The sequence below is a fragment of the Caulobacter segnis genome, assembly GCF_023935105.1.
GTDB classification, from domain to species: Bacteria; Pseudomonadota; Alphaproteobacteria; order Caulobacterales; family Caulobacteraceae; genus Caulobacter; species Caulobacter segnis_B.
Genome location: NZ_CP096040.1, coordinates 1,507,739 through 1,520,745 on the forward strand (window position 1 = coordinate 1,507,739; position 13,007 = coordinate 1,520,745).

The following is a 13,007-nucleotide window of genomic DNA, read 5'->3' on the forward strand; positions in this document are numbered from 1 at the left end:
GGGACTGTCTCCTGGAAGGTTGTTGAGGGTCAGAGCACGCCGGCGGCGTGCAGCAGGTCGGTCAGCCGGGTGATGTCCACGCCGGCGGGACGCAGTTCGTCGCTCGGTCGCCAGGTTCCATTCGGCTGGCGGTTCCAGTAGCTGTCGGGGTCGGCGATCACGAGGCCGGCCAGGGTCTCGGCGACGATGCGCGAGCCCAGCGGCCCCAGCCGTTCGCCGCCTTGGACGATCTCGGCTTCCTTGAGGACATAGAACCACAGGGGCGTGGCTTCATCGAAGCCGCCGTCGACCAGGGCGGCGCCGGTGGCGCCCGACAGCAACTCGTCGCGGGTCAGGACGCGGCTGACCGGCAGGCCCGCGGCGGCGAGTTCGGCGATCAGGGTCTGGGCGCTGGGAAGGTTCAGAAGCCAGCCGCGGCGCAGGTTGCGGCGAGCCAGATGCTTCATCAGATCCTCGGGCGCGCCGCCCTCGTTGGGAAGCGCCAGCAGCGTCGGCGCCAGGCGGGTGTCGATCGGGCGCGCGTCGTGGGCGGCGTCGAGGTCGGCGGTGAACCGGCTCCACTCCGCGATCCAGTTGTTCGGCAGGGTCGGCGCCCCGAGGAAGGGCGTGGGCGACTTGCCGGTGAACTGGAACAGCTGCTCGAGACTGGCGAAGGGAAGGATCTTCGCCTCGGCGCCGAAGTTGCGGTTGTAGTCATAGCCGTTGCGGATCATCGAGTGACCGAACCGGAAGCCCGCCACCGAGAACTCCAGCGGCATGGGCAGCGCGCTGGCCGGGATCTGGTCCTGGCGCGCCTCGTGGAACCGCTTGTAGAGCGGCGCCCCCGCTTCCAGGACGTCCGCGAGCGTCGCGCGATCGCAAACCGTCGGTAGGTAGTCGTTGATGACCAGCCACTGATGGACGTGGCGAACGAAGCGCTGGGCCTCGAGGAAGCATTCGCGGTCGGGCAGGTTTCTCGGCGCCAGCTCGGCCACGACCACATTGTGGAACCTCAGCATGGCGGTGTGCAGCTGCGCGACGACCAGGTTCTCGTCATTGCGGCCGTCCCCGATCAGGGCCTTGCGGCTCTGGTTCGGCGGCTGGCCTGGCGTCAGCAGCTCGGGCGGCACGGCGGTGGGATCCAGCAGGCCCGCCGCGACCAGCGGCCCGACGCGCGGGAGGTCGCAAGCCGTGTCGACGGGCAGGGGCGGACGCTCCATGCCGGGAAACTGGCCGGTGACGTTCGTTTCGGCGCCGACCCGCATGGCCGCCCCGTTGCGCATGACCGCCTCCAGCGGATGGTCCAGCGGACCGTCGCCATAGAGGCTGTCGAGATCGAGCTTGGCGTGGCGCAGGTTGGTGATCCCGGACACGACCAGATCCCGCGCCAGCGGCGTGATCGTCTCGCCGACGATGGTGAAGGTCTTGCCGTTCTCCCGGTCGGTGTTGGCGGTGATGTCGTGATCGATGAACTGTCCGTAGTAGGTCATCACGGGCGGAAGCCCGGAGCGCGCCGCCGACCCGCCGGCCGGGTCGATCATGGCGTCGGCCAGGGCGTCCAGCTTCGCCCCGGCCACCGGCGGCTGCGAGGCCGCGCCGGGAAAGAGATAGCCGAAGCGATCGCCCTCGCCGGTGGCCGTGGCCCCGCGTCGGGCGCGCGGCGCCACGGCGGCGTCGGCGCCGGTGATGGCCGTGCGATCGGGCTCGGTCCGGGCGGCCTTCGCCAGTTGGGCGTCGGCGGGCGAGGCGGCGTCGACGAGCACGATGCGGTCGCCGTGTCCGAGGGAGAGAAGCATGACGATTCTCCGAGGTCTGGGTTGAGGTTTGGGAGCGGCCAGGCGGCTAGGCGGCCGGCTTCAGGTTCAGGACGCGGTCGACCAGCGACAGCAGGCTGGAGACGACGATGGCGGCCACGGCGAGCAGGCCGCCCCATTTCGCCAGGCCACTGTCGGACATCACGCCCTTGAGCGAGAGCGCCCAGATCAGGAAGGCGATCGTGGCGGCGATCGGGGGCCAGGGGTGGGGGCGGAACGGGGCCTTGCTCGCGCCGGCCTGCCGCTCAGCCTCGCGCTGCTTGACGTAGGCCAGGCTCAGATAGAGCGTCGGCGTGAGCAGGGCGAACCCGGCGTAGAGGACCAGGGAGGTGTGCAGTTCGATCCCGTCGACGTCGATCGAAGGGGTCTGGACGCCGGCCGCGATCGCGGCGAGGAACAGGGTGATCGTCTCGGTCGGCAGGTAGCGGGTCAACGGCTCGAAGACGTCCTTCTGCACCGCGGGCGGGCTACCGACGAGGGCGGCGACGTTGGGCGTCCGGATCGCTTGCCGGGTGGCGAGGCTACTGAGGCTCATGGCTAGTCCTCCGTTCTGATCGACCAACCGGAATGGGTGGCGAATGACGCGAGACTAGGCAGGCGACGAAGCGTCACCGCGTGATGGCCGTCACGCGGTAAGCGAGAAAGTTCCCTCCGCGCACGATTGCGTTGTGAATCCCCCGTTCCTCTGCCAATCTACGGTGAAGATCACGGCTATTGGCGGGGGGCCATGGACGGGGATTGGTCAGCGCCCGCGCGCTATTGGGGATTTGTCAGCTACAGCCACAGGGACGCGGTCCAGGGCCGCAGGCTCCATGGGCAGCTGGAGCGATATGTCCTTCCCCGGCGGCTGGTCGGCCGCGAAACGGCCCGGGGCGTCACGCCGCGCCGGCTGACGCCGATCTTCCGTGATCGCGAGGAATTTCCGGCCGCCCACGACCTGAGCGTCGAGGTCCGCGCGGCCCTCAGCGCCTCCAAGGTCCTGTTGGTGATCTGCTCGCCCAACGCTGCGGCCTCGCCGTGGGTGGCGCGCGAGGTCGAGCTTTTCCGCGCCCTGCATCCCGATCGACCTGTCTTGGCCGCCTTGATCGCGGGCGAGCCGGACGCGGCCTTTCCGGCTCCGCTGTGCGTCGGCGCCGAACCCCTGGCGGCCGATTTCAGGCCCAACCGCGACGGGCATCGCCTGGCGCTCCTGAAGCTGGTGGCCGGCATGGCCGGGGTGGGCCTGGACGAGCTGGTCCAGCGTGACGCCCAAAGACATCTGAGGACCGTGACGGCCGTCACGGCGGTGTCCGTGATCGCCGCGCTAACCATGGGTCTGCTTACGGCCTTGGCCCTCAGCTCAAGTCACGAAGCCCGCCGACAGAAAGGTCTCGCCCTGGAAGCCCTGGGAGAGGCCAGGCGCCAGAAGACGCTCGCCCTGTCGGCGCGCGACGAGGCGCAACGCCAGAGGACCGAGGCCTTGCAGGCGCGGGACGAGGCGGACCGTCAGCGTGTCGCGGCCCTGGAGGCGCGCGGCGAAGCGGAGAACCAACGGCAGGAAGCCGAAGCCATGGTGGAGTTCATGTCGACCGAACTGCGCGGCAAGCTGGAGGGGAGCGAGAAGCTCGCGGTGCAGAGCGCCGTCAGCCAGCGCGCCCTCGAATACTACGCTGGTCGGTCGGACCGTCTGCCGCCGACCTCGGCCGCGCGCCGGGCCAGGGTGCTGAACGCCCTGGGTCAGGATTTCGAGCGCAGCGGCGATCTGGGCGGCGCGCTCGCGCGCTTCGATGAAGCCTATCGCGTGACGAGCCGGCTGAAGACGTCGGAACCCGGCGATCCTCAACGGATCTTCGAGCACGCTCAGAACGAGTTCGGCATCGCCCAGATCGCCTACCGGCGGCAGGATTGGGCGAAGGCCAAGGGCGGCTACGAACGCTACGCCCAGCTGGCCGACAGCCTGGTCTGGCTCAAGCCCGACAGCGTCGAGTATCGCAAGGAAGCGGCCTATGCCCAGGGCAACCTGTGCGCGGTGGCGCTGAAGATGCGCGACACCAAGGCCGCGCTGGAGCGCTGCGCCCGCTCGCTCGACGCCATGCGCGAGGTCGCCAACCGCGTGGAAGACGGCCGGCGCGCGGTGGCCTCCGACATGGTCAACCGCCACGCGTGGATGGCCGACGCCTATCAGCGCGCGGGCGATCTGGCGCGCGCCCGCGCCGAGCGCGATCAGGAAGCGATGATCCTCGCCGCGCAACTGGCCGAACGTCCGAAGGACCGGAACGTCCGTGCGGACTGGATCGTGCTGCAGCAGGCCTATGCCAGCCTGGCCCATGCCGCGGGCGACCGCGCGGGCGCCTTGGCGCGGCTGAACGAGGGGCGTCCCGAAGCGGTCCGCCTCCTCGCGGAAGATCCAGATGAAGCACGCGCCAAGCGCCTGCTCGATCAGATCGACAGGAGTATCGCCTACTTAAATCAACTCAAAGGAACGCAGAAATGATCAGCTCTCAATTCCGCCTCGCCGTGGAAAACAACGCGCTCGGGAAAATTCCCAACAGCCCGGACAGTCCCAAGAAGAAGTTCGATCCAAAGGAAATCATTCACGTCATCGTCGAGGCCGAGACGCAAAATGGAGAGATCGGCTTCATGCTTAGATTCCCATCTCCTCCCCCTCCGCCGATTACCGATAGCCGGACGATCAAGAACTACGTGAAGCATCTGGCGACCAGTCCGACGCCGGCTACCATCCCTCCTCTGGTTTCTCCTCTGGACATACCGATCACGCAGCAATGCTGGGTCGTTGTTCAACTCGGAGACTCGGTCAGCAACTGGCGTTTCTCTCCGGAGGAGTACGGCTGTACGACGAAGGCCCCATCCAACGATCGAAATATATGCCTCATCCACGCGTACAACGACCCGGATGACGAACTGGGAGACCCCGGCGCCGTGGTGCGGGATAGTGGCTGCAAATTACTGTACTTCGGCGTGCGCAAGAGAGGGCCGAAGAATTCGGGTATGCCGAACCCTGATCGGGACGGCTTCAATTTTCATATCGAATTCATCAAGCCGGCCGGGCCCGTCAAAGTCATCTTCGACCCTGACGTGAAGAACGAGAGCGAGAACTCGATCCCGCCGTCGGGCGATTGATGGCTGTGTCCGCATCCGCCCCCTTCGTCGACATCGGGGTCCTCATCCGCGCCGGCGCCATCGATCAGGCCTGGGAACTGTTCGCCCAGGCCGGATTGATCGCGTCACGGGATTCCGCGGCGCTGATCTTGAAGGGGCGTCTGCTCAAGGAACGCGCGCGCGCCGCCGACGGCGACGCGCGTCGCGACTTCTTCGCGCGCGCCGCCGACGCCTATCGGGAAGCCGCCTCGCGGGGAGGGCGCCTACGCCCTGATCAACGCCGCCAGCCTGTCCCTGCTGGCCGGGGACGAGGAAGGCGGCAGGGTCTTCGCCCTGGCCGCCCTGGCGGCGCCCGGCGACGACACGCCCTTCTACGAAGCCGCGACGCGCGCCGAGGCGCTGATGCTGTTGCGGCGGATGGACGAGGCCAAGGCGGCGCTGCAACAGGCCGTCGCGCGCGGGCCCAGGGCCTGGGAGGACCATGCCGTCACCCTGCGCCAGTTCCGGCTGATCCTCTCGAGCCTTGGCCAGCCCGATGATTGGCTGTCGATCCTCGATCCGCCCCGCGCCCTTCACTTCACGGGCCAGATGACCCTGTCCGGCGACAAGGACGCCCTGCGGGACGTCGTCGCCGGCGTCCTCGCGGAGGAGAGGGTCGCGTTCGGTTACGGCGCCTTGGCGGCGGGGGCCGACATTCTCGTCGCCGAGGCGCTGGTCGCCGCCGGCGCCGATTTGCACGTCGTCCTGCCCCTGGATCAGAAGGCGTTCCGTCAAAGCTCCGTCGAGCCCTGGGGGCAGGTCTGGGCATCGCGCTATGATCGCTTGCTCGCGGCGGCCCAAAGCGTCGGCGTCACCGGCCCAGGGCTGGACCAGGTCAGTCCCGGCGCCATCGCCCTGGGCGACGAGACCGCCATGGGCATGGCGGTGCTCAAGGCGACTGCCCTGGCGGGCGAGGCGCTTCAATTGGCCATCTCGACGCGCGACGAAGCCGACGCCTTCGCGACCGCGCGTTGGCGCGCGGCGGGACATCGCCAACGCATGATCCGCCCCGCTTCCGAGGCCTCGGCGGCGGCGGCGACCAGCCCGGCGTCCTCGACGCGCTCGACATCGGCCGTGGCCCTGGGCTGCGTGCTGGATCTGCCACCCGACAGTGATCGCCAAGTCTTGCTGACGAAGCTCGCGCGCGTGATCGACGAAGGGCCAAGGCCGCTGACCGCGCCCAGTTGGTCCGGGCACACCCTTTTGCTCACCTATGCGACGCCAGGGGAGGCGGAGGCGGTGGCCCACGGCCTGCGCGGCGCGCTCGGCGCCCAGATGCGCATGGCGGCTGGCTATGGTCTCACCGACCTGGTCGCCAATCCGTTCGGCGCTGGCATGCTGGCCATGGGATCGACGCCCGAAACGGTCGCCGATCTGCTGAGAGTCACGCCGCCGGGCGGGTTCTATTTCGAACTGTGCTTCGCGGCGACCCTTGCGCTGGATGCGCCGTCGGATACGGCCAGGCGGCTCACGAACCTGACCGGCGACACCGCTGGTCCGTACGCCCTCGCGCCGGGAGCCTAGTCGACAAGGCTTTCAAGGCGTCGGGGCGCGACGATGATCAGCGCCTCGGCCGTCCTGCGCACCAGCCCGCGTCGCTCCAGCGCGCTGACCGTGCGCGACACCGTCTCCCGCGTGGTCTGCAGCTCCAGCGCCAGCGCGGCCAGGACCGGCGGCGGGCTGATGCTCCACCCGTTGGGCTCGGCCCGTCGCAGGAGCTCGGCGTGGATCCGGCCGACGGCGCTCAGGGTGTTGCGGTCGACGAGCCGCTTGTTGGCGGTCTTCAGGCGCGCCAGCAGCAGGCGCGAAAGAACCATGCCGATGCAGTTGTGACGCTCCATCAGGCGCAGGAAGTCGAGCGCGATGAACACCGCGACGCGCGCCACGCCAAGCGCGGTCACGTCGACGTCGCTCGGCGCCGTGGGCCGGACGGTGGCCCCGAACAGATCGCCGGGCGCGAAGTCATGCAAAAGGACCGAGGCCCCATCGCGGCCGACGGCCGAGGCCCTGGCTCGCCCCACGGTCAACAGGAAGGTCTCATCGCACTGATCGCCCTGGCGAACGATCGCCGCGCCGGGCCGATAGCCACGCTCGGTCGCGGCCTTGGCGATGCAATGTGCGACGTCTTCCTGGCACTGGAAGATCTCGCGCACGAAGGCGGTCAATCCCGACATGTTCCGAACGCCCCCACGCTCGTGCGACGCTTTGAAGGTGACACAACGATCGCGCGGAACACAACCTTCGCGATGAGGACGCGCCGAATTCCACACTTGGTGTTGTTCGGCCTTTTTCCCGTCTCGGCCAAACGCGCGTGAACAATTTCGTTGACCATCATAGTCAATCGATTAGCTAGGCGGCATGGTCCTGGTGGGGTGACGACATGGCGCGGGCGAAATCGAGCGGAAACGGCGGCGAGCGTCGCGACTCGCGGGGGATCCTCTTCGACGCCACCGCCGCGCTGCTCTCGGAGCGCTCCACCATCGAGGTCTCGCTCAGCGAAATCGCCCAGCGCTCGGGGCTGAACTCGGCGCTGATCAAGTACTACTTCGGTAGCAAGGAGGGGCTGCTGCTGGCCTTGCTGGAACGGGTGGCCGAGCGGTCGATGGCCGATCTGGCGGCGCTGGTGGGCATGGACATCTCGGCCGAGCAGAAGCTGCGCATCCACATCGGCGGCATCATCAACACTTATTATCGCTCGCCGTACGTCAACCGCCTGATCAACTACATGATCGTACAGGGCGACAAGGCGTCCAGCGAAAAGGTCGCCAAGATCTTCGTCGAGCCGATGATCGCCGCCTATCGCGCCATCGTCGCCCAGGGCGTGGGCGACGGCGCGTTCCGGCCGCTGGATCCGGGCATGCTGTATTACAGCGTCGTCGGAGCCTGCGAACACATCTTCTACGCCGGCTATTCGCTGCCGACGACGCTGGGCATGACCGAGCTGACCGAGCAGGTCCGGCAGCAGTACGTCCAGCACGTGCTGGATCTCGTCTTCCATGGCGTCCTGGCGCGTCCGACCGCGACGGCCTGACGGGGCGCGGCGGGGTGGCCCGCCCTCTGATATTCAAAAATCTAACGATATTAGGAAAACATTTGATCCCGAAACCCAACGGCTTTAAGTGATCGACTAAGAACGCCGCGAACGGCGTCGCCAGGGAGGTCGCCGTGAAGGGGCTAGGTCAGGACGCCCGCTATTGGGAAGCCTTGTCGCGAGGCCAGCTGGAGCTGCCGCGCTGCGCGGAATGTGGACGCTGGCGCTGGCCCGCGCCCTTTCGTTGCGGCGACTGCGGAAGCTGGAGCTTTGACTGGCAAGCGGTCGAGATGCGCGGCGTGATCTATTCCTGGACCCGCACCTGGCATCCGTTCGAAGGAACGGAAGGCTTCGGCTCGCCGTTCGTCACCCTGTCGGTCGCCCTGCCCGGGGCGGGCGACATCCGCCTGATGGGCGTGCTGGAAGGCAAAGGCGAGCCGGCCATCGGTGCACCGGTGACGGGCCACGTCGCCACAGCCGAGGTCTATGGCCGCGCCATTCCTGGCCTACGCTGGGCGGTGTCGGCATGAGCGCGCCGATGTTTCCCGTCAGCACCGCCGTCGCCGGGATCGGCGTGCGCCAGTACAAGCGCGGCGGCGCGCCGCTGCCCGAACAGGGCGTGCTGGTCGGCGCCATCGTCGACGCCTGCGAGGACGCCGGGCTGGACCCGTCCGAGATCGACGGCTTCGTCTCGTATGGCGACGACAAGAACGAGCCGGTTCGCCTGGCGCCCGACCTGGGCACGCGCGACCTGTGCTGGTCGGCCCAGGTGTTCGGCGGCGGGGGCGGGGGCATAGCAGCGGCCTTCGGCCTGGCGGCGTCAGCGATCATCAGCGGCCAGGCTCGGACGGTCGTAGTGTTCCGCGCCCTGGTGCAGGGCGATAGCGGCCGGCTGTCCGGCGCGGTCATGGCCCACCACCTGAACGACCACATCATGGCCGCCGGCAACGTAGCCCCGGCCATCGAGTGCGCCATGCGCGCCCAGCGCCTGCTGGAGCATCACAAGGTTCCGCGCCGATGCCTCGAGGACTTGGTTCGGGCCTCGTACCACCACGGGGCGCGCAATCCGAAGGCGGTCAGCTACGGCAAGGACCTGGACCTGGAGGTCTATCGCGCGTCGCGGATGATCTGCGAGCCGTTCCACCTGTTCGACTGCTCGCGCGAGAACGACGGGGCCGGGGCGCTGATCCTGACCTCGGCCGCGCGGGCGAGGGACCTGAAGCAGCAGCCGATCTATCTGAAGGGCGTCGCCCAGGGCGCGGGACGCGGCTGGGGCGACCTGCTGCAGAACGACGATCACTACGCCTCGGCCGGCTTCGGGTCGGTGGCCCGACGGCTGTGGGTCCAGACGGGGCTGACGCCGGCCGACATCGACGTGGTGCAGCTGTACGAGAACTTCAGCGCCCAGGGCGTGGCCTCGCTGATCGACCACGGCTTCTGCACCTATGAGACCGTGGGCGAGGTGGTGCGCTACGAGAATCTGATCGCGCCGACGGGCCAGCTGCCGGTCAACACGGCGGGCGGCAACCTGGCCCAGGGGTTCATCCACGGGATCGGCATGGCGATCGAGGCGGTGGAGCAACTGCGCGGGACCTCGGCCAATCCGGTTCCGGATGCGCGTCATTGCCTGCTGGCCGGCGGGCCGGGGGCGCCGACGGTTAGCTCGGCGATCTTCTCGACCGAGGCGCGCTGAGCCGTGGGCGGGACGCGCTTCCGGACCGACGACGGTCGGTGGCTGGCGGCCGATGTCGACGGATCGCCGGACGCGCCGGTGGTCGTGCTGCTGCACGGCGGCGGCCAGACGCGCCACAGCTGGGCCGGGGCGATGGCGGCGCTGGTCGCGCGCGGCTATCGGGTCATCAATTACGATGGGCGCGGGCATGGCGACAGCGACTGGTCGCCCGTCGGCGCCTATCACCTGGATGACCGGGCGCGGGACCTGGAGGCGGTGACGCGGGGCCTGTCCACGCCCTTCGCCCTGGTCGGCGCCTCGCTGGGCGGAGCGACCGCGATCCAGGCCGTGGCGCGAGGCCTTGAGCCCTCGGTGCTGGTGCTGGTCGACATCGTGCCCGATCCGGAACCGGAGGGCGTCGGCCGCATCGTCGGCTTCATGCGGGGCCATCCCGACGGCTTCGCCACCTTGGACGAGGCGGCCGACGCCGTGGCCGCCTACAATCCCGAGCGGCCCCGTCCCAACGATCCGGGTGGCCTGATGCGCAACCTGCGCCAGCGGCCGGACGGGCGACTGGGCTGGCACTGGGATCCCCGGATCGTCGAGGCCGACCCCCAGATCCACCACGACGAGGTCCGGCGATCGGCCGAGGCGTTGGCGCGGACGGACGTGCCGGTCATGCTGGTGCGCGGCTTGCGAGCGACGTGGTCAGTCCGGCGGGCGTGGCGGCGTTCAAGGCCCGGATGCCGCGCCTGGAAGTCTTCGATGTCGCCGGGGCGGGCCACATGGTCGCCAGCGACCGCAACGACGCCTTCAACGCCGGCGTCCTGGACTTCCTCGACCGGCGCATGCCGGCCTTCCAGCGAGGTTGAGACCATGCAGCGCTACGACGTCGTGATCGTGGGCGGCGGCCATGCCGGCGGGCAGGCGGCCATCGCGCTGCGCCAGGGTGGCTACACGGGGTCGATCGCCCTGGTCTCGGCCGAGCCCGAGGCGCCTTACGAGCGACCGCCGCTGTCCAAGGACTATCTGGCCGGCGAGAAGACCTTCGACCGCCTGCTGCTACGGGCCGAGACCTTCTGGAGCGAGCGCGAGATCGCGCTGCTGCTGGCGCGGGAGGTCGTGGCGATCGATCCGGCGGCGCACACAGTCGCGCTCGCAGACGGGGAAACACTGGGCTACGGCAAGCTGGTCTGGGCGGCCGGCGGCGCGCCGCGGCGGCTGAGTTGTGCGGGTCACGACCTGCGGGGCGTTCACGCGGTGCGCACGCGCGCCGATGTCGACCGGATGATCGCCGAGCTGCCGGAGGTCGAGCAGGTCGTGGTGATCGGCGGCGGCTATATCGGCCTGGAGGCGGCGGCCGTGCTGATCAAGCTGGGCAAGCGGGTCGTGCTAATGGAGGCGCTGGACCGGGTGCTGGCGCGGGTGGCGGGCGAGGCGTTGTCGCGCTTCTACGAGGCCGAACACCGCGCCCACGGCGTCGACCTGCGGCTGGGCGCGCGCGTCGAATGCCTGAAGGAAGGCGAGGGCGGCCATGTCGCCGGCGTGCGCCTGGCGGACGGCGAGACCGTCCCGGCCCAGATGGTCATCGTCGGCATCGGCATCGCGCCGTCGGTCGGCCCGCTGCTGGCGGCCGGGGCGGAGGGCGACAACGGCGTCGCGATCGACGGCCTGTGCCGGACCAGCCTGGCGGACGTCTTCGCCATCGGCGACTGCGCCCTTCACGCCAACCGCTACGCTGGCGGTGCGGCGATCCGGCTGGAGTCGGTGCAGAACGCCAATGACCAGGCGACTATCGCGGCGAGCATGATCCGGACGGGTGAGAGCGCGCCCTACGACGCCGTCCCCTGGTTCTGGTCCAACCAGTACGACATCAAGCTCCAGACCGTGGGCCTGTCGACCGGCCACGACGCAACGGTGGTGCGGGGCGACCCGGTCGCGCGGTCGTTCTCGGTGATCTATCTGCGCGAGGGGCGGGTGATCGCGCTGGACTGCGTCAACGCCGTCAAGGACTACGTCCAAGGCCGCAAGCTTGTGATCGACGGCGCCCGCGTCGCGCCTGCCGACTTGGCCGACACCACCGTTCCGCTCAAGGAAATGGGGGCTTTGGCGCTTTAAAACTATTTTCATTAGGTTTTTGCGTGCTAGGGTCCTGGCAACGATAAACGGAGGCGATCATGGACATCGTCGCGGAACGAAAGCCGGCCGAGCGCAAGGTCACGACCCTGGCCGCGCTGACCGAAAACCAGCAGGCGGCGATCCGCCTGATCCCGGCCGAGGCTGACGCGGTCGTCGAGCCGCTGGAGGCCACCCGGCCCAACGCCATCTTCACCGGCCGCGAGCGCTTCGACGCCGAGCAGGCCCGGATCTTCCGCCGCTATCCCGTGCCGGTCACGGTGTCGGCCCTGCTGCCCGAGCCGAGCATGGTGATGGCCCACGACGGTTACGGCGTGCCACTGCTGATCGCCCGCACCAAGTCGGGTGAGATCAAGGCGTTCCTCAACGCCTGCCAGCACAAGGGCTCCAAGCTTCTGGAGGACTGCGAGGTCCACAAGCGCGGCCGCGTCACCTGTCCGTATCACGCTTGGACCTACGGCATCGACGGCAAGCTGATCGGCGTGGCGCGAAACGAGGCCTTCCTCAATCTCGACAAGAGCGAGCGGAGCCTGGTTGAGCTGCCGGCCCGCGAATGGGGCGGCATCGTCTACGTCCAGCTGGATCGCGGCCACGCGGCCGACTGGTCGCAGTTGCACGACCAGATCGCCGCCGACTTCACCGCCTTGGGCATTCCGGACGCCTTCGTCTACGGCCGCAAGACCTTCGAGCTGAAGGCCAACTGGAAGGTCATCCTGGAGCCGTTCCTGGAGGGCTATCACGTCCAGCGCCTGCACGCGGCGTCGATCGGCGACCTGTTCCAGGATGCGCCCAACATCGTCGACCTGTTCGGCCCCAACATCCGCCAGGTCTCGGGCCGCATGGGCTACGTCCCGGCGATGCTGGACGAGGATCCGGCCCAGAACATCCACAAGCTGGTGACCCACGCCTACACCGCGTTCCCCAACTGCGTGGTGGTGACCAGCCAGTACTACACCAGCGTGATGATCCTGATGCCGCGCGACGTGGGCCACACGACGGTCGAGTACTTCATGCTGACCCCCGGCGCGCCGACCACGGACAAGGCCCGCGAGGTGTTCGAGCGCTCGTACGAACTGATCCTGGGCGTGTTCGGCGGCGAGGACTTCCGCGCGGCCGAGATCAGCCAGGTCGGGCTGCAGGCCGGTGTGCCCGAAACCACCGTCTACTGCGGGCTCGAGAGCAACATCGTCCGCTACTACGAGGCGCTCGAGGCGCTGCTTTAGCGACGAGCCGGCGA

General features: G+C 68.7%; 11 protein-coding genes. 8 read left to right on the forward strand and 3 right to left on the reverse strand.

All coding sequences use genetic code 11. From position 1 onward, the window contains the following. Positions 1 to 29: 29 nt before the first annotated feature. Together MZV50_RS07455 and MZV50_RS07460 are read right to left on the reverse strand one after the other, a co-directional pair. The gene (locus tag MZV50_RS07455) at positions 30 to 1,775 is read right to left on the reverse strand and encodes a peroxidase family protein (protein WP_252633777.1); all 1,746 of its coding nucleotides are present in this window, start codon (positions 1,773 to 1,775) and stop codon (positions 30 to 32) included. 46 nt (positions 1,776 to 1,821) lie between these two features. Continuing rightward, positions 1,822 to 2,328: a hypothetical protein gene (locus MZV50_RS07460; RefSeq protein ID WP_252633779.1), complete on the reverse strand. Its 507-nt coding sequence runs from the start codon at positions 2,326 to 2,328 to the stop codon at positions 1,822 to 1,824. Between the two features lie 192 nt (positions 2,329 to 2,520). Here MZV50_RS07460 and MZV50_RS07465 point away from each other — a divergent pair, with 192 nt between their 5' ends. From MZV50_RS07465 to MZV50_RS07475, 3 genes are all read left to right on the forward strand, one after another. Beyond that, a complete protein-coding gene (locus tag MZV50_RS07465; RefSeq protein WP_252633781.1) occupies positions 2,521 to 4,266 on the forward strand; it encodes a TIR domain-containing protein in 1,746 nt (581 codons plus the stop codon). After that, a complete protein-coding gene (locus MZV50_RS07470; protein WP_252633782.1) occupies positions 4,263 to 4,913 on the forward strand; it encodes a nucleotide synthetase in 651 nt (216 codons plus the stop codon). Before MZV50_RS07465 ends, MZV50_RS07470 begins: the two co-directional genes overlap by 4 nt. 381 nt (positions 4,914 to 5,294) lie before the next feature. Next, entirely contained in the window at positions 5,295 to 6,455 is a 1,161-nt protein-coding gene (locus MZV50_RS07475) for a hypothetical protein (RefSeq protein WP_252633783.1), read from the forward strand. Here MZV50_RS07475 and MZV50_RS07480 read toward each other — a convergent pair. Then, positions 6,452 to 7,105, reverse strand: coding sequence for a Crp/Fnr family transcriptional regulator (locus MZV50_RS07480; RefSeq protein ID WP_252633784.1), 654 nt, complete (start codon positions 7,103 to 7,105; stop codon positions 6,452 to 6,454). The genes MZV50_RS07475 and MZV50_RS07480 overlap by 4 nt on opposite strands. Positions 7,106 to 7,311: 206 nt before the next feature. Here MZV50_RS07480 and MZV50_RS07485 point away from each other — a divergent pair, with 206 nt between their 5' ends. From MZV50_RS07485 to MZV50_RS07505, 5 genes are all read left to right on the forward strand, one after another. After that, entirely contained in the window at positions 7,312 to 7,962 is a 651-nt protein-coding gene (locus MZV50_RS07485) for a TetR family transcriptional regulator (protein WP_252633786.1), read from the forward strand. A gap of 134 nt (positions 7,963 to 8,096) precedes the next feature. Next, complete coding sequence (locus MZV50_RS07490; protein ID WP_252633787.1) at positions 8,097 to 8,492, forward strand: Zn-ribbon domain-containing OB-fold protein; 396 nt, start codon at positions 8,097 to 8,099, stop codon at positions 8,490 to 8,492. After that, a complete protein-coding gene (locus MZV50_RS07495; protein WP_252633788.1) occupies positions 8,489 to 9,655 on the forward strand; it encodes a thiolase C-terminal domain-containing protein in 1,167 nt (388 codons plus the stop codon). The genes MZV50_RS07490 and MZV50_RS07495 overlap by 4 nt, the downstream gene beginning before the upstream one ends. 3 nt (positions 9,656 to 9,658) lie before the next feature. Beyond that, the gene (locus tag MZV50_RS07500; RefSeq protein WP_252633789.1) at positions 9,659 to 11,752 is read left to right on the forward strand and encodes an alpha/beta fold hydrolase; all 2,094 of its coding nucleotides are present in this window, start codon (positions 9,659 to 9,661) and stop codon (positions 11,750 to 11,752) included. A 59-nt stretch (positions 11,753 to 11,811) separates the two neighbouring features. Beyond that, on the forward strand, positions 11,812 to 12,993 hold the full coding sequence (locus MZV50_RS07505; protein WP_252633790.1) for an aromatic ring-hydroxylating oxygenase subunit alpha: 1,182 nt from the start codon (positions 11,812 to 11,814) through the stop codon (positions 12,991 to 12,993). Positions 12,994 to 13,007 lie beyond the last annotated feature (14 nt).